Source organism: Micromonospora sp. NPDC004336 (assembly GCF_053602615.1).
Genome location: NZ_JBSGDY010000096.1, coordinates 1 through 23,516, shown reverse-complemented (window position 1 = coordinate 23,516; position 23,516 = coordinate 1). Strand labels below are relative to the sequence as shown.

At 75.2% G+C, this 23,516-nt stretch carries 21 protein-coding genes; 11 read left to right on the top strand and 10 right to left on the bottom strand.

Annotated features, from left to right (window positions below):
• The 4 genes from ACWENR_RS19660 to ACWENR_RS19645 form a co-directional block, all read right to left on the bottom strand.
• Positions 1–975, bottom strand: a 975-nt coding sequence (locus tag ACWENR_RS19660) for a hypothetical protein (protein WP_452278421.1), incomplete at its 3' end; no start/stop codon positions are given.
• Between the two features lie 44 nt (positions 976–1,019).
• Entirely contained in the window at positions 1,020–1,313 is a 294-nt protein-coding gene (locus ACWENR_RS19655) for a DUF1330 domain-containing protein (RefSeq protein WP_452278420.1), read from the bottom strand.
• Positions 1,314–1,354: 41 nt separating this feature from the next.
• Positions 1,355–2,188, bottom strand: a complete 834-nt coding sequence (locus tag ACWENR_RS19650) for an SIR2 family NAD-dependent protein deacylase (RefSeq protein WP_452278419.1) — start codon at positions 2,186–2,188, stop codon at positions 1,355–1,357.
• Between the two features lie 69 nt (positions 2,189–2,257).
• Positions 2,258–4,522 (bottom strand): DUF6461 domain-containing protein, encoded by a 2,265-nt coding sequence (locus ACWENR_RS19645; protein ID WP_452278418.1) that lies wholly within the window; start codon positions 4,520–4,522, stop codon positions 2,258–2,260.
• Positions 4,523–4,710: 188 nt separating this feature from the next.
• Here ACWENR_RS19645 and ACWENR_RS19640 point away from each other — a divergent pair, with 188 nt between their 5' ends.
• From ACWENR_RS19640 to ACWENR_RS19630, 3 genes are all read left to right on the top strand, one after another.
• Entirely contained in the window at positions 4,711–6,402 is a 1,692-nt protein-coding gene (locus tag ACWENR_RS19640; RefSeq protein WP_452278417.1) for a glycoside hydrolase domain-containing protein, read from the top strand.
• Between the two features lie 199 nt (positions 6,403–6,601).
• Positions 6,602–7,315: a hypothetical protein gene (locus ACWENR_RS19635; protein ID WP_452278416.1), complete on the top strand. Its 714-nt coding sequence runs from the start codon at positions 6,602–6,604 to the stop codon at positions 7,313–7,315.
• 115 nt (positions 7,316–7,430) lie between these two features.
• A complete protein-coding gene (locus tag ACWENR_RS19630) occupies positions 7,431–8,141 on the top strand; it encodes a DNA alkylation repair protein (RefSeq protein WP_452278415.1) in 711 nt (236 codons plus the stop codon).
• A gap of 46 nt (positions 8,142–8,187) precedes the next feature.
• Here the strand turns inward: ACWENR_RS19630 and ACWENR_RS19625 are convergent, their stop codons facing one another.
• Complete coding sequence (locus tag ACWENR_RS19625; protein ID WP_452278414.1) at positions 8,188–8,778, bottom strand: DinB family protein; 591 nt, start codon at positions 8,776–8,778, stop codon at positions 8,188–8,190.
• Positions 8,779–8,871: 93 nt separating this feature from the next.
• On the opposite strand from ACWENR_RS19625, the gene ACWENR_RS19620 reads away from it, so the two are divergent.
• The 6 genes from ACWENR_RS19620 (at position 8,872) to ACWENR_RS19595 (ending at position 16,312) form a co-directional block, all read left to right on the top strand.
• Entirely contained in the window at positions 8,872–9,339 is a 468-nt protein-coding gene (locus tag ACWENR_RS19620) for an SRPBCC family protein (protein WP_452278413.1), read from the top strand.
• A gap of 290 nt (positions 9,340–9,629) precedes the next feature.
• Positions 9,630–9,992 (top strand): SCP2 sterol-binding domain-containing protein, encoded by a 363-nt coding sequence (locus ACWENR_RS19615; protein WP_452278412.1) that lies wholly within the window; start codon positions 9,630–9,632, stop codon positions 9,990–9,992.
• A 13-nt stretch (positions 9,993–10,005) separates the two neighbouring features.
• Positions 10,006–12,090 (top strand): amylo-alpha-1,6-glucosidase, encoded by a 2,085-nt coding sequence (locus tag ACWENR_RS19610; protein WP_452278422.1) that lies wholly within the window; start codon positions 10,006–10,008, stop codon positions 12,088–12,090.
• Between the two features lie 183 nt (positions 12,091–12,273).
• Positions 12,274–12,849 carry a hypothetical protein gene (locus ACWENR_RS19605; RefSeq protein ID WP_452278411.1) on the top strand — a complete coding sequence of 192 codons (576 nt, stop codon included), beginning with the start codon at positions 12,274–12,276 and terminating at the stop codon, positions 12,847–12,849.
• A complete protein-coding gene (locus ACWENR_RS19600; protein ID WP_452278410.1) occupies positions 12,846–13,391 on the top strand; it encodes a hypothetical protein in 546 nt (181 codons plus the stop codon). Before ACWENR_RS19605 ends, ACWENR_RS19600 begins: the two co-directional genes overlap by 4 nt.
• A 164-nt stretch (positions 13,392–13,555) precedes the next feature.
• Entirely contained in the window at positions 13,556–16,312 is a 2,757-nt protein-coding gene (locus tag ACWENR_RS19595; RefSeq protein ID WP_452278409.1) for an AAA family ATPase, read from the top strand.
• A gap of 45 nt (positions 16,313–16,357) precedes the next feature.
• On the opposite strand, the gene ACWENR_RS19590 is transcribed toward ACWENR_RS19595, so the two are convergent.
• The 3 genes from ACWENR_RS19590 to ACWENR_RS19580 all read right to left on the bottom strand — a co-directional run bounded on the left by ACWENR_RS19590 (position 16,358) and on the right by ACWENR_RS19580 (position 19,187).
• A complete protein-coding gene (locus tag ACWENR_RS19590; protein WP_452278408.1) occupies positions 16,358–17,833 on the bottom strand; it encodes a hypothetical protein in 1,476 nt (491 codons plus the stop codon).
• A gap of 356 nt (positions 17,834–18,189) precedes the next feature.
• Positions 18,190–18,510 (bottom strand): DMT family transporter, encoded by a 321-nt coding sequence (locus ACWENR_RS19585; RefSeq protein WP_452278407.1) that lies wholly within the window; start codon positions 18,508–18,510, stop codon positions 18,190–18,192.
• Positions 18,507–19,187 carry an FMN-dependent NADH-azoreductase gene (locus ACWENR_RS19580; RefSeq protein ID WP_452278406.1) on the bottom strand — a complete coding sequence of 227 codons (681 nt, stop codon included), beginning with the start codon at positions 19,185–19,187 and terminating at the stop codon, positions 18,507–18,509. Before ACWENR_RS19580 ends, ACWENR_RS19585 begins: the two co-directional genes overlap by 4 nt.
• A 149-nt stretch (positions 19,188–19,336) precedes the next feature.
• Here ACWENR_RS19580 and ACWENR_RS19575 point away from each other — a divergent pair, with 149 nt between their 5' ends.
• Positions 19,337–19,912 (top strand): TetR/AcrR family transcriptional regulator, encoded by a 576-nt coding sequence (locus ACWENR_RS19575; protein ID WP_452278405.1) that lies wholly within the window; start codon positions 19,337–19,339, stop codon positions 19,910–19,912.
• Between the two features lie 105 nt (positions 19,913–20,017).
• Here ACWENR_RS19575 and ACWENR_RS19570 read toward each other — a convergent pair whose 3' ends face one another.
• Both ACWENR_RS19570 and ACWENR_RS19565 read right to left on the bottom strand, forming a co-directional pair.
• Positions 20,018–20,476, bottom strand: a complete 459-nt coding sequence (locus tag ACWENR_RS19570) for an iron chaperone (RefSeq protein ID WP_452278404.1) — start codon at positions 20,474–20,476, stop codon at positions 20,018–20,020.
• 138 nt (positions 20,477–20,614) lie between these two features.
• A complete protein-coding gene (locus tag ACWENR_RS19565) occupies positions 20,615–21,070 on the bottom strand; it encodes a carboxymuconolactone decarboxylase family protein (RefSeq protein WP_452278403.1) in 456 nt (151 codons plus the stop codon).
• Between the two features lie 163 nt (positions 21,071–21,233).
• Here ACWENR_RS19565 and ACWENR_RS19560 point away from each other — a divergent pair, with 163 nt between their 5' ends.
• Entirely contained in the window at positions 21,234–23,480 is a 2,247-nt protein-coding gene (locus tag ACWENR_RS19560) for an ATP-binding protein (protein ID WP_452278402.1), read from the top strand.
• Positions 23,481–23,516: the final 36 nt, after the last annotated feature.

Sequence of the window (23,516 nt, the reverse complement as noted above, 5' to 3'; positions counted from 1 at the left end):
GCCGGCCCGGTCGCCGGCCGCGCGGGCGGTCGGCTCGGGCGTCTCCCGCGGCGCGGCGGACGCGACGCCCGCGGCGAGGGGGTAGCGCAGGAGGCGGGGCCGCGTGCCCGCCGGCTGGTCGGCGGTCTCGGACAGGGTGAGCAGGGATCGCCCGTCGAGGCTGTAGGTGATCGACTCACCCTGCGGCTCGTCGGGCAGCGGGGTGACCCGCGGGGTCCCGCCGGTCAGCGCGCCGATCAGGTCGCCGCCGGCGACGTCGAACTCGAACGCGTCGGCGTAGGTGCGCAACACCACCCGGCTCCCGTCCGGCGCGGTGGCGGCGCCGGTGACCGTCGTGCGGCCGAGCGCCGAGAAGGGGTTGCTCGTCGTCGAGGCCGGCAGCCGGACCTGCCCCACCCGCGCCAGTGGCGTCGTCGTGCCCGGCCGCAGGTCGGCGACCGGGGCGTACAGGACGGCCGAGTACTTCGTCACGATCACCGGCCGGTCGTCGGCCGTCACGAGCAGCGCCTCGGAGTCGTGCGGGCCGTCCGGGTACGCCATCCGGTACAGCACCGGCCGGTCGGCGCCCGGCGTCAGCTTCCACACCGCGACCGTCTGCCGCGAGCGGTCGTTGTCGCCGGTGTCCGCCACCCAGACCGTGCCGTCCGCGCCGACCGCGAGGTCCTCGGTGTCCCGGGGCCGGGACGGATAGGAGACCGTACGCACGACGGCGCACCTCGGATCCAGGAAGAAGATCCGGCGGCGTGCCTCGTCGTCCGCGCCGTCGTTGACGACGACGTATCCGTCGTCGGTGGCGGCCATCCCGGAGATCTCGGTCAGCCGGTCGTCGCGCACCTCGCACACCGGCGTGGCCGGTGCGGGGCCGGGTGACGGGTTCGCCGTCGCCCGGCCCGGTAGTGCCAGGACGGCGAGGGCCACCGCCGCCACCGCCGCCGTCGTCCGCGCCCCGCGGGTGGTTCCCCTGCCTCGTCGCATCGCCAGCAATCCTGTCATCACCGTCGGACGTACCGGACGTGTGCTCAGTCGACCGCCTCGATGATGCGCAGGTCGCGTTCGGCGCCGTCGCCGAGCACCCGCAGCGCCTCCTGGTAGGCGGGACTGTCGTAGGCGGCGACCGCCGCGTCGACGCTGTCGAACTCGATCAGCGTCGTGCGCTCCACGATCCCGGACTCGAACGCTCGGGCCGGAAGCCCCCGCGCCAGGAACCTGCCGCCCGCCGCACACATGGCCGGGCCGGCCAGGTCGATGTAGGCCGCCAGCTTCCTCTCGTCCTTGATCGACTGGAAGGTGTTGATCCAGTACGCCTTCGCCATCTTCTCTTCCTCCTGCTCGCAACTGGCCCTGGGGCTTCTGCTCAGGACCGGGACGACCCGGGGCGCCGGGCGCTCGTGGCCGCGCGGCCGGGGTGTCTCCGGTCGTTCTCCGGCCAGGCCGCCGCGACCAGGGCCGGGAGGATCTGTGCCGCGGTGCCGCGCAGGTTGACGGCGCAGACCTGGTCGAGGGGGGTCGGCTGCGGGTTGACCTGGATGACGGTGGCGCCGCGGCGCGCCGCGATCCGGGGGATCTCGGCGGCCGGGTACACGACCGCGGAGGTGCCGACCGTCAGCAGCACGTCGCAGGCGGCGGCCGCCTCGGCCGCCGCGGTCAACGCCGTCTCGGGCAGGGCCTCACCGAACCACACCACTCCGGGGCGAACGAGCGCCGCGCAGGTCACGCAGCGGGGCGGCGGGATCCGGCGTTCCTCGCCCGACCGGGCGGGCTCGTCGTCCGGGAGCGCCGCCGGGTGGGCGTCCGCCGCGACGCAGCGGGGGGCGAACAGGCTGCCGTGCAGGTGGATCACCGACCGGGCTCCGGCCCGTTCGTGCAGGTCGTCGACGTTCTGGGTGATGACGGCGCTGCCCGGCATCCGGTCCTGGATGTCGGCGATGGCCAGATGACCGGGATTGGGCTCGGCCCGGGACACCCGCGCCCGCCGCCACTCGTACCAGCCCCAGACCAGGTCCGGGTCGGCGTGGAACGCCTCGGCGGTGGCGAGCTGCTGGGCGTCGAAACGCGCCCACAGGCCGGTGAGGCGGTCACGGAAGGTCGGCACGCCGCTCTCCGCGGAGATGCCGGCGCCGGTGAAGACGGCGGCCCGACGGGCGTCGCCGAGGTGCTGGGCCGCCCGGCGGAGCAGATCACCTTCCATGGGTGGAGATCCTGCCATCACGGCGACGGCCGGGCCGCGGCCAACCCGCCGCCGCACCGACGGGGACCGTCACCGCGCGGGCCCCACGATCCGGGCCCGGGCGTCGGCGAGCAGGTTCGCCGCGTGCGGGCCGGCGGCGTAGCGGGCCGCGTCGACGCTGTCCGTCACCGCGGCGACCGGGTCGGGGTTGGTCGCGCGGTGCAGGGCGAGCCAGACCCACCGGTGTTCGCCGCCGTCGAGCTGGGAGCGGCGGGCGCGCAGGTGCGCCGGCCCGGTCAGGGCGCGGGCGGCGATGCTGGCGACGATGTCCGGGTCGTCGCCGACCCCCGCGTGGCGGGCCGCCTCCCCCGCCGCCCACCAGGCCAGGTCCCGAAGTTCCGGTTCGGACAGCTCGGCCAGCCGCTCCGCTTCGGGCAGCCCGGCCGGCGCGTCGGCGGCGGGGCCGAGCGAGCCGACGAGCCGCCCGGCGGGCGGCGGCCGGCGGGGGTACAGCGGGGGCAGGTCCGGCACGATCCGGAAGCCGATGTCGGCGGCCTCGATCCGGGCCAGGTCCTCGGCGGTGATGCCGTGGCCGGTGAATCGCCGCACCGCGACCAGGCCCTGCTGCGGCTTGCCGCGTCGGTGGTCGGTGAAGTCGAGGTCGGCGAGCGCCGCGGCGACCGGTGGTGGGGCGTCGAGGTCGCCGAACGGTTCCGCCGACAGCAGCAGCTCGCCGCGCTCGGCGAACGACAGCCGGGTCACCGCGTTGACGTTCCAGAACATGCTGGCGGCGCGCCCACCGGCCGATGCGCGGGTCAGCACGGGCGCGGTCGAGCCCTGCCAGCCGTTGTACTCCACGGCGAGCACGGCGTCACCGAGGTCCAGCACCGCCACCCACGGATCGATCGACCGCCGGCTCATCAGGTCGTCGCCGATGGCCCGCAGCGACTCCGGCCGGGCCGGGTCCGCGCCGAAGGCGCGCAGCACGTCGGCGACGCTCGTCGCGGTCACGACCGTGACCGTCGCGGCCTCGCCGAGGCTGCTGCGGCGCAGCCACCGGTAGGCGGTCTCGGGCCGTTCGGGCCGCACCGGCTCGGGCTCGCCGCGCAGGCGGTGCCCCAGCCGGTCCGTCCGCGCGTGGACGATCTCGGGCGCGGCGGGCGCCTGCCACACCATCAGCTCGTAGAACTCGGTGTCGCCCTCGTCGGCGTCGTCCCGCCCGCGGGCGTGCACCCGCAGCCGGTGGTCGCCCGGCCAGGGTGGGGCGACCCGGCGCAGGTGCGGCTCGCCCGCCTGGGGGCCGAGCACCGAGGCGCCGCCGGTGGCCGCCCGCCAGCTGACCTCGACGATCTCCTCCCAGACGGTCGCGACGGCCGGCGGTGGCCCGTCCAGGATGCTCACGGTGACGCGGACGTGCCCGGTCTCGACGCCGGTGCGGATCACCGCGCCGCCGGGGACGACCGCGACCAGCCCGTTGCCGCCGAAGTCGACCTCCGGGACGTCGGTGCCCTCCAGCAGCGCGAACCGGTGCCCCGACACCGGCGCGGAGCCGTGGGACCGGCGGGGCAGCACGTACTCGGCCCGGGTCCGGTCCAGCAGCGCGGCCGCGTAGCCGGCGGGCATCGGGGTCTCGCGCAGCAGCAGGACCGCGGTGCCGAGCGCGACGCCGAGCACGGCCGGCGGCCGCGTCGCCCAGTTCCGCGCGTCGATCTGGCGCAGGACGGCGGCGGCCACGGTCGCGGCCAGCGCGAGCCGGGCCGCGCCGTGCGCCGCGGCGACCGCCTCCTCGCCGGTGACGTCGGGCCCCACCGTCAGCAGGGCGGCCACCCGCGGGTGGCTGGCCAGCCGGCGGGCCAGCGCGACGACCAGCGGCACCGCGCCGGGCCGGATCTGCTCCAGCACGGCTACGCCGGTGACCGCCTCGCTCTGCCCGCCCATGGTCGCGAGGGCGAACGTGCCGGTGAGCGGCTCGCAGAGCAGGTCCGCGAGGCCAGCGACGGTCCCCACGTCCAGCTCCGCCACGGTCAACTCCAGTGCCCCGAGCAGGCGTTCGACCAGCAGGGGCGGCAGCGAGCCGAGCGCCTCCCGAACGGACGGCTCGCCCGGTCGCGCCGCGCCGCCGGGCTGGAACCGGGCCACGGCCGGCGGCCGGCCGGGGAACGCGCGGGCCAGCGCGGCGACGGCTCCCCGCCCGCCGGCGATCGCGTGGGTCGCGGGTGTGTCCCCGTCGGCGACGGCCCGCAGCCGGCCGAGCTCCGCCGCCGGGCCCGTGGGAACGCGGGCGACGACGAGCGGCAGCGCGGCGGCGACCGGCCCCGACAGCTCCGCCAGCACCGCATCAGGAACCTCGACCACCGCACCCCCCGCCGCCCGTACCGCCCACCCTAACCATTGACGATCATGTACGACACCCGCCCGGCGTCCGGGCCCGCGCGCGACCCGCCCCCCGATCGATGGACGTCTCTAGCGCGATCGACACCCGCGTGGTAGGAATCTGCCAAATCTGTTAACCGGTACGAAATTTTTCCACAGGAAGGGATCCGATGACGACAAGACGGATCATGGCCGCCCTCGCGGCCGCCGCCGTCGGCCTGGCCGTGGCGGCACCGCCGGCCGGGGCGGCCCCAACGCGGGAACGGACCGTCAGCTACCACGGCTACCGCCTGGCGGTCCCCGCCGACTGGCAGGTCGTCGACCTGGCGACCGACCCGCACGCGTGCGTCCGCTTCGACCGGCCCGCGGTGTACCTCGGCCGCCCCGGGGACGAACCCTGGTGCCCGACGGGACTCGTCGGTCGGACGGCGGGCCTGATCGTCGAGCCGATCGACTCCGTCGCCGCAGAACGGATCACGGCCGACACGGCGGTCACCGCGAGCGGGCGGGCGACCGCCGGCGGCGCGGTCTCCCGCGACGGGACGATCCAGGTCGCGGTGCGCGACGCGGGCGTGCTGGTCACCGCCCTGCACACGCCGGAGACCGAGCCGGCGGTCCGCCGCGTCCTGGCCTCCGCCCGCCTCGGCCCCGGCGCCACGCCGGCGTCGCCGGACGCCGTACGCGCCGACGCGGCGCCCGACGCGGCGACGCCGACGGCGGCGGCCGGCCCGCAGCCCGGCACCTACACCGGCAAGGGCTTCGACACGTGCACCGCACCGTCGCAGTCGACGATGGACGCCTGGCGCACCAGCTCGCCGTACCGCGCGGTCGGCATCTACATCAGCGGCTCCAGCCGCTCCTGCACGCAGGCCAACCTGACCGCGAGCTGGGTCACCAACCAGACCGGCAAGGGCTGGCACCTCATCCCCATCGAGCTCGACCGCCAGGCGCCGTGCGGCACCCGCACGCCGAAGATGTCGTACGACCCCGCCACGGCCCGGTCCGAGGGAGCGACCCGGGCCAACAGCGCGGTGAGCGCGGCCCGGGCGCTGGGCATCCCCGGCGGAAGCGTGATCTACAACGACATCGAGCACTACCCGTCGACCGAGTCGTGCAAGGCCGCCGTGCTGTCGTACCTCTCCGGCTGGACCGAGCAGCTCCACGCGCTCGGCTACCTCTCGGGGATGTACTCCAGCGGCTCCTCCGGGGTCCGGGACCTGTGCGGCGCCTACAACGACAGCCGCTACACCCGCGTCGACCATCTCTTCTTCGCCTGGTGGAACGGCGTGGCCGACACCGACGCCGGGGACTACTGCGCGGACGCCCACTACGCCAACCGGCAGCGCATCCACCAGTACACCGGCGACAGCTACGAGACCTGGGGCGGCGTGCGCATCTACATCGACCGCGACTACCTGGATGTGTCGGCCGGCACCACGCCGCCGCCGGACGGGTTCAGCACCACCGTCGACAACACCACCGCGGATCGGTTCTCGGCCAGCGCGAACTGGGGCACGTCGGCCTACTCGGCCCAGCGGTACGGCGCCGACTACCGGTTCGCCACCCCGACCCCCGCCAGCGACACCGCCTGGTACCGGGCGAACGTGCCGGCGACCGGCTCCTACGAGATCTCGGTCTGGTACCCGGCCGACGCCGGCTACAACGACTCGACCCCGTACATCGTGGCCACGACGGGCGGCAACCAGACGGTGCGGGTGAACCAGCGCCTCAACGGCGGCAAGTGGGTGTCGCTCGGCGTGTTCACCCTGGGCGCGGGCGACGGCAACAAGGTGGGCGTCAGCCGGTGGACCAGCGGCACCGGCTACGTCGTCGCCGACGCGGTCCGCATCACCCGCGTCTGACCCGGCCCGCCGCCGAGCCCGACAGTGCCGGCCCGACGCCCTCCCGGCAGCGCCGCCAGGCCGCCGAGCAGGGGCGTCGGGCCGGCATCGGTCGAGGCGCCGCCTCCATGGCGACGGACCGGCCACCCCGTCCGGGTGGGAGAGTCCTGACGCACTAGCATTGCCGCGGTCCGGGACGGCTCTGCTGAAACGAGGCGAAATGCGTTGGCTCCGGCGGTTACTGGGCGGCGGGCGGGTCCAGCTCGACACGGGACGGCAGGAGACACTGCTGCGGGACGTCCAGGCCCGGTACGGCGCCCACGCGCGGATCCGGTTCGCCGAGCAGGTCGACGCCGTCACCGCGCTGCTCGACAGCGACGACGGCCTGGTGGTGGCCGCCCGGATCGTCAGCCAGGTCGCCGACGAGGCCCACGCGGACCTGCAGGCCCAGGCCCAGGACGTGCGCCGACGGACGGGCCGGCGGCTCCTGGTGCACCGCCGCAACTACCGGCCGCTGTGGTCGGAGGCCGGCCCGGCCCTACGGTGGCCGCTGTTCACGCTGCCGTGCGGCTTCCACCCGTACGCCCAGGTCGCCGGCGCCGCAACGGTGATCGGCGGCCGGGCGTCCCGGCTCGACCGGGTGACCGACCCGAACCCGCTCGTGACCGGCGTGTTCGAGGTGCTCGACCTCACCGTCGCCGGCTGGGAGTACGGCCGGGTGCGGGTCGACACCGACGCCGCCGCCCTGCTGGACCGGCTGATCTCCAGCGCCGGGCAGGTCCTCGCGGCCATGGACGACCCGCCCCGGCTGCCGCCTCCCGTCCGTGAGCTGATGCGCCGCAACAACACCGTCGACGTGCACGACCCGGCCGGCGCCCGGACGGTGGGTGCGATCAACGTGGGCGCGACGCTGCGGGAGCGCCTCCTGGTCTGAGCCCCCGCGCCGTCCCGCCGGTTCTGCCGTCGCGGCTCAGCCCGGTCGGCGGATCTCGGCGGGCGGGAGCATCGCGGCACCGGGGGCGCCGGCGGGCGCGGTAGGTTGCACAGTCATGGCCACGACCACCGACGTCCGTCGCGCGCTCGCCGACCTGGCCGATCCACGACGGGCGGCGGCGACGAGCCGGTTCCTGCAAATGGTGCCGGGCGGGTACGGCGAGGGCGACACGGCCATCGGTGTCCCCGTGCCGCAGCAGCGCCGGGTGGCCGCCCGGTACTGGCGCGACCTGTCCCTGGCCGAGACGACGGAGCTGCTGACCGGCGACGTGCACGAGGAGCGGCTGACGGCGCTGTTCGTCCTGGTGCGCAAGTTCGCCAAGGGCGACGAGGAGCAGCGGGGGCGGATCTTCGACGTCGTGCTGGCCCACACCGACCGCATCGACAACTGGGACCTGGTGGACTCCTGCGCGCCGTACATCGTCGGCCCCTGGCTCGCCGACAAGGACCGCGGCGTCCTGGACCGGCTGGCCGGGTCGGGCCTGGTGTGGGACCGGCGCATCGCCGTCATGGCGACCTTCGCCTTCGTCAGGGCCGGTGACTTCGACTGGACCTTCCGCCTGAGCGACCGGCTCCTGCACGACCCGCACGACCTCGTGCGGAAGGCGGTGGGCTGGATGCTGCGCGAGGTGGGCAACCGCGACAGGGCGGCGGAGGAGGCGTTCCTGGCCGGCCGCTACCGGGTCATGCCGCGGGTCATGCTGCGGTACGCGATTGAGAAGTTCGAGCCGCGGCGGCGCGCGGAGTATCTCTCCGGCCTGGCCTAGGTACGTCCCTCCGCCGGATCGTCGCCGGCGATCCGGCGGAGGCCGCCTACGGGTGCCGAACCTCCTCGCCGCGCTTGCCGGCGTCGACGGCGGCCTGCTCCACCCGCTGGTGGTGCTCCCGCCACCACGACTCGTCGGCGGCGGGCAGGTTGTCGTTGCCGGGCAGCATCCCGGCCGCGCCGTCGACGAGTTCGCGCACGATGTCCGCGTGGCCGGCGTGCCGCTGTGTCTCCGCGACGACGTGGACCAGGACGCGGTGCAGCGTGACCGCCGCGTCGCCCCACCAGGGCACGCGGCCGACCTCGTCCAGCGCGAGGGCTTCGATGGTGCCGTCGGCGTGGGCGATCGCGCGACGGTACATGGCGACGATCTCCTCGCGGGTCTCGTCCGCGGTCGCCCACATGTCGGCATTGGTCTCCGCTCCGGCGTCGGCGTACGGCAGCGCCGGCTCGAACGGCCGGCCGAACACGACGCCGAAGTAGAGGCTCTCGATGGCCGCCGAGTGCTTGACCAGACCGAGCAGGTTGGTGCCGGTCGGGGTGAGCGGGCGCCGGATGTCGTACTCGCCGAGCCCGTCGAGCTTCCACAGCAGCGCGTCGCGGCCGTCCTTCAGGTAGCTGTGCAGGTCTGTTTTCATGGCAGCACTATGGCATCCGGCAGGGGCCGGCGCCGCACGGATGATCATTTGGCTCATGACGCCATGGACTGATGCCGGTCGTAGGATCGGACCGTGGGCAGGACCGACCGCGCCAGCCGGGTCATCGCGGCACCTCCGGCGACCGTCTACGGCGCGCTCCTCGACCGGGAGTCGCTCGAGGCGTGGCTGCCGCCGGACGGCATGCGTGGGCGTGTGGAACGGTGGGATCCCCGGCCCGGTGGCGGGTTCCGGATGGTCCTCACCTACCTCGACCCGGCCGACGGCCGGGGCAAGACGTCGGACGCGACGGACGTCGTCGACGTGGGGTTCGCCGCGCTCGTGCCGCCGGAGCGCGTGGTGCAGCGGGCCGTGTTCGAGGCGGACGACCCGTCGTACGCGGGCACCATGGCGATGACCTGGCAGCTCGCTGCCGTCGGCGCGGGCACCGAGGTGACCGTGACCGCCACCGACGTGCCACCCGGCATCGACCAGGCCGACCACGAGGCCGGAATCGCCTCCTCGCTGGCCAACCTGGCGTCGTACGTCGAGGCGGCCGACTGACCCGGCTCGGCCGCGGCGTCCGGCGAGGCCGCCGGGTTCGCGGCCCGGCCGCTCTCGGGCGTCAGCCCACTGCCGACCGTCGCGCTGGGGTACAGGCCGGAGGTGGGAGCGGCAGCGGGCGGTGGCGCCGGCCGCCCCGGCCCGGCGCCGCCGCCGCTCGCCGGGCCGGGGCGTTCCGCCGTGCGGGAGTTCGGCCCCCGACGGCCGACGACCCGCCCGCGCGGCACGGATTAGCCCCGCGTTGGGCGGGTATGCGGCGGCTCGCATGTCGGCAGGGAGCTGGGGGGCGTATGTCGTCGACCGATGCGTTCTTCGGGGAGTTGAGTCGTATCGGGCAGGACCCGCGGTTTCGCAAGGTGCAGGGCAACGTCCGGTTCGACATCCGCGACCGTGATCAGGTGCGGCAGTGGACGCTGACGATCGATCACGGCCGGCTGCGGGTGGCGGCGGGTGGCGGCCCCGCGACGACCGTGCTCACGCTTTCCGCCGAGGTGGCGGAGGCGATGGTCCGGGGTGAGATCAACGGCCTGGCGGCGATGCTACGCGGCGAGATCCTGGTCGACGGGGATCTCAGCCTGGCGTTGCGGATGGGGCGGCTGTTCCACACGCCGGCCGCCGCGCGCGAGACCGGGCAGCCCCGGGCACAGAGGTGACCACGTGAAGGACATTCCGGGCACCGTGTCGTGCATCGACGGCAACACGTTCATCGTGTCGGATCCCAGCGGCGACGTGGACGCCTCGCCGGCCACCCCGGTCGGGCTGTTCACCGCCGACACCCGCTTCCTGTCCCGGTGGATCCTCACGATCAACGGAGAGCGGACGACCGCGCTGTCGGTGGACGACAGCCAGTACTACGAGGTGGCGTTCTTCCTGGTCCCCGGCGGTCAGGTCGACTACGTGCAGGCGGACGTGTCGGCGATCCGGCGGCGGCGGATCGGCCCGGACCTGACCGAGTCGCTGACGGTGTTCAACTACGGCGAGCAGGACATCGAACTCGACGTGCGCCTTGAGGTGGCCGCGGACTTCGCCGACATCTTCGACATCAAGTTCGACGTCCGGGAGAAGGCCGGCACCTGCTACACCCGCGTCGACGGCGACGAGCTGCGGCTCGGCTACCAGCGCGGCACGTTCCAGCGGGAGGTGTCCGTCTCGGCGAGCGAGCCGGCCACCCTCGATCCGCGGGGTCTCCGGTTCCGTCCCCGGCTGCGCCCCGGCCAGCAGTGGTCGACGCGACTGCGGGTGATCATGCGGGTGCTGCGCCCCGACGGCCGCGACTGGCGTACGGCGGTGCGCACGTTGCGCCCGGACGAGTCGACCCTGCCGGACAACCTGCGTTCGTGGATCGCGGCGGCCCCGCAGCTGGACACCGACAACACCGCGTTGCAGCAGGTGTACCACCGCAGCCTCGTCGACCTCGCGGCGCTGCGGTTCGCCCCGCTGTCCCTCGGCGGCGTGGCCGTGCCCGCGGCGGGGCTGCCCTGGTTCATGACCCTGTTCGGCCGCGACAGCCTGCTGACCTGCCTGCAGACCCTGCACGTCACACCGTCGCTGACCCCACCGACCCTGCGGATCCTCGGCGCGTTGCAGGGGGCTCGCACCGACGACCTCCTGGACGAGGACCCCGGGCGCATCCTGCACGAGTTGCGCTACGGCGAGTCCTCCGCCTTCGAGGAGCAGCCCCACTCGCCGTACTACGGCAGCGTGGACGCCTCGCCGCTGTTCGTGGTGCTGCTGGACGAGTACGAGCGGTGGACCGGCGACGCGGCGCTGGTCAGGGAACTCGAACAGGAGGCCCGGGCGGCCCTGGACTGGATCGACCGGTACGCGGACCTCACCTCCACCGGCTACGTCTGGTACGAACGACGCAACCGCGACACCGGCCTGGAGAACCAGTGCTGGAAGGACTCGTGGGACAGCATCTCCTACGCCGACGGCCGACTGCCGGGCTTCCCCCGGGCCACCTGCGAGGTGCAGGGTTACGCCTACGACGCCAAGATCCGCGCAGCTCGCCTCGCGCGCGCGTTCTGGGACGACCCCGCCTACGCCGACCGTCTCGAACAGGAGGCGGCGGCGTTGATGGAGCGCTTCAACCGGGACTTCTGGATCGAGGAGCACGGCTACTACGCCCTCGCCCTCGACCATGACGGCACACCCGTGGACGCCCTGGCCTCCAACATCGGGCACCTGCTGTGGAGTGGGATCGTCCCGCCGGAGCGGGCCCCCAGGGTCGTCGAGCACCTGATGAGTCCCGCGCTGTTCTCCGGCTGGGGGGTGCGCACCCTCGCCGAGGGCCAGAGCCGCTACAACCCGCTCGGCTACCACAACGGGACCGTGTGGCCCTTCGACAACTCGTTCATCGCCTGGGGCCTGCGCCGCTACGGGTTCGCCAGCGAGGCGGGGCGCATCGCGGAGGGCATCATCGACGCCGCCACCTACTTCCAGGGGCGCCTGCCCGAGGCGTTCGGCGGGTTCGCCCGCCACACCACCCGGTACCCGGTCCGCTACCCCACCGCGGGCAGCCCCCAGGCCTGGTCCAGCGGGGCGTCCCTGCTGCTCATCCGGGCCATGCTCGGCATCGACCCGCACGAGGGACACCTCGCCGTCGAGGCGGCGCTGCCCCGCAGCTTCCAGCGGATCGCGCTCCTGGACATCCCCGGCCGCTGGGGCAGGGTCGACGCCTTCGCCCGCCACCGCGCCGACCAACCACCGGCCCAGGACGCGGAGCGCTACCCGTCGCCCCTGCTCGAGTGACGAACCCCGGCACGGCCCCGGGCGGAGACGGGTCGGCCGTCGCCGACCGACGACCCACGGCCCGGGACCTGTGGTCAAGCAACGCTCGACGGCCCGGTCGCCGCGCTGGAGCTCGCCGGCGACGCTGCCGACGTAGGGAATCACCCGATTACCGGCGTCGCCGGGCGCCCTAGCGTCGACCGCATGGTCCCCACCCGATCGGCCCCGTCCGCAGACGCCCGCCGGCGCCAGCCGGCCCGTTCGGATCGTGCCGGATGGTTCGGCCGCCTGGCGCTGGCGCCGCTGCTCGTGGCGGCCCTGCTGGCGACGACGGCCTGCGACGGCCCGGCCGGCACGTCGGCCGGCACGTCGGCCGACACCGAGGCGGTGGACGTCGGCGGTGTGCCCGGTGCGGACGCGCCGGCGCCGCCCTGCCCGCTCACCGCCGCGCAGATGTCCGACCTGGCAGGGCTGCCCCTGCGGGACGAGGGCCGCTGCGCGTTCGGCGACGGCAGGGGCGTGGCCGGCGTGACCGTCACGACCGCCTCCCGCACCGCCGGGGAGGCGACCTACGCCTACCAGCGGGAGCAGGCCGGCCAACGGTACGACCGGGTCGTCGACCTCGGGAAGCTGTCGTACCTCGCGGTCAAGGACATCGCCGGCGAGGCCGTCGTGGTCGGCGACGGGGGCGCGTACACCGTGGTCATGAGCAGCTTCGGCATCGATGCGGACGAGTACGAGCGGCGGCTGCGGCGGCTGCTCGACGCGATCCGCGCATGAGGGGAGAACACATGCGGGTCCGCCGCCTGCCCGTCCTCGCACTGGCTGCGCTCGCGCTGGCGCTGCCCGCCGGATGCGCCCGGTCCGCGGCCGACGCTCCTGCCGCGCCGGCACCCGCGCCCGCCACGGCTTCGGCCGGGACGACCGACGAGGAGACCCCGACCGCGGCACCGGCCGCGCTCCCCGACGCCTGCGGCCTGGTCACCGCGGCCGAGGCGGAGAAGCTGGCCGGTACGCCGCTGGGCGACGCCGTGCCCGTCCGTGACACGTGCAGCTACACCGCCCCGGTCGACGGGCCGACGGCCCAGGTGGAGGTGTACGTCGGCGACGGCGCCGAGAAGTACCTCGGCATCGAGCGCGACCTCGGGCACGAGATCCGGCCGCTGACCGGGGTCGGGGACGAGGCGCACCTCACCGCGGAGGCGTTCTTCGTCAGGAAGGCGCGGGTGTGGGTGGCGGTGCGGCTGGTGCGGCTCAACGACCCGGAGGAGAACCGGGCCCCCCTGACGGGCCTCGCCCGTGTCGTCGCCGGCCGGTTCTGACACCCGCCAGGGGCGACGAGCGGGCGGCCGACCACCGACGCCGACGACCGGCGCGGCGGAATCGCCCGGTCTCCCGGCGGCGCGACCGGGCAGGCCGGCGCGGGAGGTGTCGGCGTGCGGACAGGTGCCGCGTCGAGGTGGCCCGGCTGTGCCATCATCCCGCCATGGACGGCTCCCTGGTCGGCCGCGACACGACCGTCGAGCAGGTGTGGCAGGCGCTGGTCGACGGGGCTCCGGTGCTCCTGGAGGGGCCCGGCGGGATCGGCCGGACCGCCGTGTGGCGGGCTGTCGTCGCCCGCGCCGAGCGGGCCGGCTGGCTGCCGCTGACCTGCGCTCCGACCGAGGCCGAGACCGCGGTGCCGTACGCGGCGCTCGCCGACGTGCTGCGGCCGTTGGCCGACCGGGTGCCGGTCCTGCCCCGTCCGCAGCGGATCGCCGCCGAGGTGGTGCTCCTGGTCGCCGAGCACGACGACGTCGTCGACGAGCGGGCCGTCGCCGCCGCCACCCGCTCCCTGGTCGAGGCCGCCGTGGCCGACGACGTGCCGGTGCTGCTCGCCGTCGACGACGCGCCGTGGCTCGACCCGCCCAGCGAGCGCGCCCTGCGCTTCGCGCTGCGCCGGCTCACCCGTCGTCCCGCCGTCCTGCTCACCCGCCGCACCGACGACGCCGGTCCGCCCGACGTCCCGCTCGGGCTCGACGACGGCCACGCCGGCGGGCCGCCCGTCGTCCGCGTCGGCGTGCCGCCGTTGGACCCGGTGGCCCTGCACCGCATCGTGCGGGCGCGGCTCGGCGGCACGCCGAGTCGCCCGCTGGTCGCCCGCATCACCCGCGACGCCGGCGGTAGTCCGCTGCTCGCCATCGAGCTGGCCCGTGCGGTGCTGCGGCTGCCCCGCCCACCGGCGCCGGACGCGGACCTGCCCGCCCCGCCCTCGGCACGGCACCTGCTCGCGGCGACCCTGCTGGCGCTGCCCGGCCCCAGCCGCGACGCCGTACGCCTGGCCGCCCTGCTGACCGCGCCCACCGTGGCCGACCTCCGGGCCGCCGGCGTGCCGGCGGACGCGCTCGACCCCGCGGAGGAGGCGGGCCTGCTCACGGTCTCGACGCAGCGGATCAGCTTCGCCCATCCCCTGCACGCCGCCGCGGTGCGCGAGAGCATCCCGCCCGGCGTCCGGCGGCGGCTGCACCGCCTGCTGGCGGACGCCGTCACCGATCCCGACGAACGCGCCCGCCAGCTCGCCCGCTGCGCCACGGCGCCGGACGCCGCCGTCGCCGAGGAGCTGGCCGCCGCGGCGGCGCGGCAGCGGGCCCGAGGCGCTCCGGCGGTCGCCGCCGACTGGTACGACCGGGCCGCGGACCTCACACCGCCCGCGGCCGGTGCCGACCGGGACCGCCGCCGCCTCGACGCGGTGCGGTGCCGCATCGACAGCGGCGACTACGCGGCTGCCGGCGTCGCGGCGGAGGCCGCCGCCGAGCGGACGTCCGGCGCGGCGCACGCGGAGGCGCTGCTGCTGCGCGCCACGGTCGCCTGGTGCGTCGACGACCTCCCCACCGCGGTCGCCGTCGGGCAACGGGCGGCGGCCGCCGCCGACGGCCCGCTGGCCGGACGCGTCCACGCCCATTTGACCCTGTTCCATGACGCGCCGGGGCCCGCCCGCCGGCACGCCGAGGCCGCCATCGCACACCTCGACGACACCGACGAGCACCGCCCGTTGCTGACCGCCGCGCTGTTGCTCCTGTTCTTCCACGAGGTACGCGCCGGCCTCCCGGCCCGCACCGACCTGCTCGACCGGGCGCTGGCGCTGGAGGCCGGGGAGCCCTCGTTCCTCGCCGGCTCGATCCCGGCGATCTGGTGGAAGGCGACCGACGACCACCGTCGGGCGCGCGAGCGGCTGCACCGGATGCTCGACCTGGCCGTGGCGCGCGGCGACGAGCCGTGGCAGCACGAGATCCTCACCCACCTGGGCGAGGCGGAGTTGCAGGGCGGCCGGTTCGCCGCCGCCGCGACGCACGTCGCCGCCGCACGCGACCTGGGCGAGCAGCTCGGCACCGGCCTGGTGGGCGAGACCTGGCTGGCCGGCCTCCTGGACGCCGCCCGGGGACGACTCGCCGAGGCCGGCGCGGTGGCCGAGGCCGGGCTGCGCCGGGCCGGCGAGCTGGGCGACGCCTGGAGTCGCCGCCTCCACCTCCAGCTCGCCGGGTTCGTGGCGCTGTCGGCCGGCCGGATGGACGAGGCAGCGACGGCGTACGGCAGGCTCGTCGCGGAACTCGACGGGTCGGGCATCGCCGAGCCGTTGGCGCAGCGCTTCGAGCCCGACTGGATCGAGGCGTGCGTCGGGGCGGGGGACCTGGACGCCGCGCGGGCCGGTCTCGCCCGGCTCGCCGAGCGGCACGCCCGCCTCGCCCGGCCCTGGACCACCCTCGGGCTCGCCCGCAGCGAGGTCCTGCTGCGGTGCGCCGTCGGGGACGACCCGGCGGCGGCCCTCGCGGTGCTCGCCGAGGCGCGGGCGAGCGTGCCGGGCGACGTGCTGCCGCTGGACCGGGCCCGCTGTCTGCTGGTCGCCGGCCGGGCGTACCGCCGGTCGCGGCGGCGGCGGGAGGCCCGCGAGGCCCTCGACGCGGCGGCCGCCGAGTTCACCGGCCTGGGCGCGGTGGCCTTCGCGGCGCAGGCCCACGCCGAGCTGGACCGCATCGGCCGGCGTGCGCCCACGCCCACCGCGCTGACCGCCACCGAGGAGCGGGTGGCCCGGCTCGCCGCCCAGGGCCGGACCAACCGGGACATCGCCAGCACGCTGTTCATCAGCCCGAAGACCGTCGAGGCCAACCTCGCCCGGGTGTACCGGAAACTGGCGATCTCCAGCCGGGCGGAGCTGGGCGCGACGATGGGCCGGCCGACCGGGCCTCCCGGGTCGCTGTCCCGCTGACGCCGCGCGCCGCGCCACCGCGCCGGCTGCCCGGCCCGCCGCGGGTCATCCGCCGACGCACAGCGGCACCTCCGGCCGCACCTGCGAGCTCTTGTCGACCGTGAAGAGGACCTCCGTCTCCAGGTCGGCCTTGAGCTTCGGCCGGCCGGGGATCCGCTGGCTGATCAGCTCGGCCAGCTCGCCGTCGAGGTTCAGACCCACGCCACTTCCGATCTTGATGACCCGGTCGACGCGCTGGCAGCGGGCCAGCGGAGCACCGAGCGCCGAGCCGTTGGTCACCCCGATGGAGGCGCGCAACTTGACGTACGGCCCGGCGGCGACGCCGGGTATCCCGAAGCCGAGCACGAACCTGAACTCCGCCCCCACGACGAGTCCGCTGGGCCCGATGCTGATCCCGCCGATCGAGTCGATGAGCGGGGTCGTCGTGGAGAACCTGGGCGTCAACGGTTCGTTCCCCGCCACCCCGACGGGGCCGTTCATCGCCCATTCGCCCTCGGCGGTGAGGGTGGAGTTCCTGCCGGTCAACGCGGTCTCCAGGAAGAACTTCAGCTTCAGGATCACCACCATCGGAACGCCGCCGACGACGACCTGCCTGGGCGCCATGTCCACGGGCACCTCGAGGCGTACCTTCGCGTTGTCGCCCACGCCCTCGGCCACGCCCGCCTGCACCTTCACCCGCAGCGACTCGATGCCGCGGATGCTCGTGCCCGCGTAGGAGGCCCTGCCGCCGGACAGGGCGAGATCCGTGGACAGGCTCAGTCTGGCGAACCTGAGGGTGATGTCCCCGCCGAACTTGAAGTTCTCGCCGCCGGCGTGGAACGCCGACAGGGTCAGCCCCCGCGCGTCGAGGGCGGTGCCGAGCTGCCACTTGCCGACGGTCACCCTGAGCTTGCTCCTGGCCGGCGGTGGCAGCTCCCGGGGCCCCGCCGGCTGGAGCCGCTGCCCGTGCCGGGCGCTCGCCGCGAATCGGGTCCGCCCGCCGCCCGCGCCGGTGTGGGCCGGCGCCCGTCGCGCGGCGGACGTCGCCACCACCGGGCGGACGTCGCGGTCCGACTCGGCGAGCGTACGCACGGCGCCGGGCAGGTCGGGGACCTCCTGCACGGTGACGCCGCCCGGGTCGACGTCTTCCGCGTCGATCGGCACGTCGAGCTTGACCGCGCCGTCCCGGACGACCTCGTGCAGTTGCACCGGCACGAGCGTCACCTCGACATGACCGCCGCTTCTCCGCTTCGCCGCGACCCGCCCGACGGCGCGCGAGGTCAGGAACATGACCTCACCGACGTCGAGGCCGTCCATGCCCGGCGCGTCCGCGTCGACGGTCCACACCAGGCCGTCGCCGCTGACCGACCGGACGGCGGCGGCGCCACCGCCCACCACGACCACGTCCCCCTGGTACGTCAGGCCGGCGGGATCCTTCGCCGGCGCCTGGCCGAACCGGGCCACCAGCTCCGGTGACGGTTCCCCACCCCGCTCGGACTCCGGTGCCGCGCCCGGCCCGGGCGTACACCCGACGAGCAGCACGAGACACCACGCCGCGACGACGGCACGTACCCGCGGTCCCCGCCGCGACGACCGCCCCGTGCCCGCGGATACCGCCGCGACTGCTGGTCCTGGCCTCACGGGCTCCCCCTCCGCGACGGGAAATGCTCAGGCGGCACCGCCGCGCCGGCCGACGCGCGTCGGCCGGGCAGGGGCGGACCGGATCACCGTAGATCGCCGGTGACGTGGTGGAATCGGGGAATTCCCTACCGTGTTCGCGCTGGCGGCCCGGAGCTGGCCCGGCCGGAGCAACTTCTTTCCCCCTCGCTCGCAAACATGGAGACACGAGATCTTGATTTCGAATGCCACCCGCGCCGGGCTCGTCCGGGGGCCGGCGTTCAGTCGGGATTCGTGACCCGGGCGAGCACGATGCCGCCGATGATCAACGCCAGCGCGGCGACGCGACCGACGCTGACCGGATCCTTGTGCACGACGACGCCCAGCGAGATCGCGCCGATCGCGCCGATGCCGGTGAACACGGCGTAGGCCGTGCCGACCGGCAGGTCCTGCATCGCCCGGCTGAGCAGGTAGACGGCCGCGGCGCCGAGCGTCACGCAGAGCAGCGTCGGCCCCGGCCTGGTGAAGTTCTGCGTCGGTCGGATGGTCTGCGACCAGGCGATCTCGACCAGGCCGGCGAGCGCCAGGATGAGCCAGCTCACGCCGGCCGCCCCGCAGGCGCGCAGGCGCCGGTGGCGACGGCGGTGGCCAACTCCACCGCCGCCTCGCGGGCGTCGGCGTACGACCTGCGGTAGGAGTCGCGCCACCGCTCCAGGGTCGGGTCCACCGTGGCGTTGACGAACTCGGCGGTGACGAAGGTGACGTCGTCGACCTGGAAGTGGCCCCGGAAGAAGTCTCGCAGGTAGCGCTCCTGGTGGTCGAAGGGCTCGCGCGGCGCGCCCGGAGCGTAGGAGCCGCCTCGCGCTCCGGCGACGACGACCCTGGCCTCCAGCACCGCGCGCGGGAAGGTCACCTGGTCGATCCACAGCTTGAGGCTCGCCGGGATGGAGAAGTTGTACATCGGGGTCCCGATGAGCAGCACGTCGGCGGAGAGCAGCTCGGTGAGCAGCGGCTCCACCACCGCCCACGCCTCCCGCTGGGCCGGGGTCCGGACGCCCTCGGCGAGCCGGCCCGGGTCGGCGACGCCGTGCTCCAGCGCGTAGTCGCAGATCTCGGTCCACGCCTCGCCGATGAGCGGAACGGGGTCGGCGGCGAGGTCCCGGTAGGTGTACCTGCCGTCGGGGAGGGTGGCCCGCCACTGGTCGGCGAACGCCCGACCGAGCGCGCGGGAGTGCGAGGCCCGACGGGCGCTGGCGTCGAGGTGCAGTAGGTGGGTCATGGCTCTCGCCCCTGTTCGTCGACCGAAGCGGACACCATGTCCGCTTACGCCGCGACGCTAGCACTCAACCGGACATGGTGTCCACTTAATCGGCCGACGCCGCGCGGGGCGCCCCGCATCCGGACGCGGTGTCCGGATAGGCTGTCGGCATGGCGGACGACCTCCTGGCCCCGGCCCCCGGGGAACGGGCCGACGCGGCGGCGAACCGGCGGCGCGTCCTCGCCGCCGCCGAGCGCCTGTTCGCCGAGCGCGGACCGCACATCTCCATGACTGACCTGGCCACCGCCGCCGGCGTCGGCCGCGCGACGCTCTACCGTCGCTATCCGGACGTCGGCGCGGTCGCGGTCGCCCTGCTCGACGTACACGAACAGCGGTTGCAGCGGCGGCTGCTCTCCGGCCCGCCGCCCCTCGGGCCGGGCGCCCCGCCGCGCCGGCGCCTCGAGGCGTTCTACGAATCCATGATCGATCTGCTGGAGCAGCACCTGCCGTTGGCGCTCGGCGCCGAGCAGGGCGCCACCCGCTTCACGGCCGGGGCCTACGGCTTCTGGCGCACGTTCGTCCTGTCCCTGGTCCGCGAGGCCGGCTGGCAGGACGACGCCCTCGCCGACGCCCTGCTCGCACCCCTCGCCCCGGAGGTCTACCGGTACCAGCGCCACGACCGGGGGCGGACGGTCGCCGAAATCAAGTCGGCGCTCGCCCGCCTCGCGCACGTCCTGCCCGAGTGAGCTCCGGCGCGAGCGGTCCGGACGCCGACGGCGCGGTGCGGGCGCCGGCCCGTTCGCGCAGTGTCGGGACGCCCGCCCGCCACTGCGCCGCACGGCGCCCGCTGATCAGCTCACCGCCTGCCTCACCAGCGCGCCGATCCTGGCCTCGACGTCGGCGTTCAGCTCGGCCAGCGCGAAGTAGGTCGGAAACATCGCGCCGTCGTCGAGGTTCGCCGTGTCGCTGAAGCCGAGCACCGCGTACCGCGTCTTGAACTTGCCGGCGCTCTGGAAGAAGCAGACCACCTTGCCGTCGCGGGCGTAGGCGGGCATCCCGTACCACAGCTTGGCGGTGAGGACCGGCGCGCTGGCCTTGACCACGGTGTGCAGGCGCTCGGCGATCACGCGGTCGGCCTCCGACATCTCCGCGATCTTCGCGAGCACCTCGGCCTCCGGGTCGGCCTTGGCGCCGCGCCGGGCGCTCTTCTTCAGCTCCCTGGCGCGCTCCTTCATCGCGCCGCGCTCCTCGTCGGTGAAACCGTCGTACTTCTCGCCGGTGGTGTCGGTAATCTTCGTCGTGGTCGACATGACAGGGTCCTCTCTGATGTGTGGCTTCGGGCGGTGCTGGTCGGTGGAGCCGGTACCGGGCCGGCTTCCCCCGGTCCTCAGGGTCGATCGGTGTCTTCGGCGCCGACCGGCGGCGGGGTCACCCCGCGCCGGCCGGGGTCACCACGCGCCGGCCTGCTGGCGGGTCGCCGCGTTGAGCCGGTTGAAGGCGTTGGTGAGCGCGATGTTGAGCAGCAGCGCGGCCAGTTCCTTCTGGTCGAAGTGCCTGGCGGCCATGTCCCACACCTGGTCCGGCACCGGGTCCGGGCGGTCGGCGAGCCGGGTCACCGCCTCGGTCAGCGCCAGCGCGGCGCGTTCCTCGTCGCTGAACCAGGGCGTCTCCCGCCAGGCGGCGACGGCGTGCAGCTGGTCCGCGCTCACGCCGTGCTGACGGGCCTGGCGCACTCCCCCGGCCACGCACGGGCCGCAGCCGTTGATCTGGCTGGCCCGCAGGTGGCTCAGCGCCAGCAGCCCGCCGTCCACCCCGGCGCCCGCGACGGCACCGTTGACCGCCATCAGGGCCGCCATCGCCTCGGGGACCAGAACCGCCGGGTTCGGCATGCGCTCGGTCGACATCGCCGCTCCTTCGTCGTGGGTGTTCCTGACGGGAGTCATCCGACCACCGGCGGACCGGCGCCCGCCCGGCCCGTGGGACACCGTGGGACACGGGCAGGCCGGTCCAGCAGCGCGAACGCACCGCCGATCCGTCCCGGTGGGCCGGGACGGTACGGTGTTGCGCGTGTCCAGCCCGCACGAGCGACTGGTGACCCAGCTCGCCCGGATCAAGGAGCTGAGCGGGCTCAGCCTGCGCGCCCTCGCCCGCCAGGCCGAGCTGAGCAGCTCGTCGCTGTCGCGGTACCTGACCGGTCAGCTCGTGCCGCCGTGGGAGGCCGTCGTGGCGCTGTGCCGGGCGGTGGGCCGCGACCCCCGGTCCCTGCGGGCGGTGTGGGTCGAGGCGGCCAGGGCCGGCGCGGCGCCCGCCCCGCGCCGCAACGACCTGCCGGCCGACCTGTTCGACTTCACCGGTCGGGAGGCGGAGGCGGCGCTGGTCGAGGAGCTGCTGCGCACCGCGGGCGCGGTCGCGATCGACGGCATGGCCGGCGTGGGCAAGACCAGCCTGGCGGTGCGGGTGGCCCACCGGCTCGCCCCCGCCTTCCCCGACGGCGGGCTCTATCTCGACCTGCACGGCTTCACCCCGGGCCAGGAGCCGCTGGAGCCGCCGGCCGCGCTGGGTCGGCTGCTCGGCGCGTTGGACGTGACGCACCCGCCGGCCGCCGCCGCCGAGCGCGCGGCGCTGTGGCGCTCGGAGCTGTCCCGGCGGCGGGTGCTCGTCGTGCTCGACAACGCGGTCGACGCGGAGCAGGTACGCCCGCTGCTCCCCGGCGCCGGGAGGTCCGCGGTCCTGGTCACCAGCCGCCACCGGCTGGTCAGCCTGGACGGGGTGCCGCCGGTGTCCCTGGAGCCGCTGACCGACGACGACGCGGCGCGCCTGTTCGGCCGGGCGGCCGGGCTCGCGGTCGGCGAGCAGGACGCGGTCGGTCAGGTGCTGCGGCAGTGCGGCGGGCTCCCGCTGGCGCTGCGGATGGCGGGCGCGCGGCTTCGTCACCGCCCGGGCTGGACCGTTGCGGTGCTGGCCGAGCGGCTGCGCGACGCCCCCGGCCGCTTCGACTCGGTGTTCGGCATGTCGCTGCGCCAGCTCGACGGGATCGAGCGCCGCGTGTTCCGGCTGCTGGGCGTCCTGCCGGGCGCCGACTTCGACGCGTCCGTGGTGGGCGCGCTCACCGACCTGCCGCCCGGCCGGGTGGGCGCGGCGCTCGAGGAGCTGGTCGACGCCCACCTGGTGCAGGAGCCCTCACCCGGGCGGTACCGGATGCACGACCTGATCCGGCGCTACGCGGCGGACCTCGCCGCCGACGAGGAGCCGCAGGCCGAGGCCGCCCTGCGCCGGGTCCTCGGGCACCTTCTGGCGCAGGCGGTCGCCCACGATCGGATCCTGCCCGCGCCGCACCGCGGGGAGCCCGCGCCGGGAGATCCGGCGAAGGCCATGGCCTGGTTCGACCTGGAGTACGTCAACCTGGTGGCCTGCTTCGACGCGGCCGTGCGGCTCGGCGTGGACGAGGTGGTGGCCGAGCTGCCGCAGGCCATGCGGGTCTGGTTCTTCCGGCACCGGGGCACCGACGACCAGGCACGCATGCTGGAGGCGGCAGCGGCGGCAGCGGGACGTCTCGGTCGCGACCAGCAGCGGGCCGCGCTGTTGGCGGAACTCGGCTACGCCCGTGCCGCCGCCGGGCGCCTCGCCGAGGCCGTCGCCGCCTACGAGGCGGCGGAGCGGTCGGGGCCGGACGACGAGACCGCGGCCGCGCTGGCGCTGCGCATCGGCCTCGCCCGCCGGGATCTCGGTGATCTGGAGACCGCGCAGGCGTGCTTCCGGCGGGCACACGACCTGTTCGAGACGCTCGGGCGCCGCGCCGGGCAGTCCCAGGCGCTGGCCTTCGACGGATGGGTGACCCTCCGCCTCGGGCGGCCCGGCGAGGCCGCCGATCTCGCCCGGGCGTCGCTCGCCCTGGCGGACGGGCCCGCGCGGGTCACCGGGCTGGTCACCCTCGGCGTCGCGCTGGCACCGGACGATCCGGCGGAGTCGCTGCGGGCGCTGCACGAGGCGTTGCGGTTGTCCGAGCGGAACGATCTCCGGCACAACCAGGCGTGGTGCCACAACTACCTCGGCGTCGCGCTGCGGGTGACGGGTTCGCACGAGGAGGCGCTCGCCCACCACCGGCGCGCCTTCGAGCTGTTGGAGCCGCTGGCCGAGGCCCAGCTGGAGATCGACTTCCTGCACACCTACGCCGAGACGTGCCGCGCGGCGGGTCGCCGGGAGGAGGCGCTGTCGTCGCTCGACCGGGCGATCGACATGGCGCGGGAGCTGGGCCGGCCGCACGACGAGCAGCTCGCCCGCGCGGCGCGGGAGGTCGTGCGCGCCGCCCCCTGACCGGTCGCCTCGGCCATCCGCCGCGCGCGGGGCGGC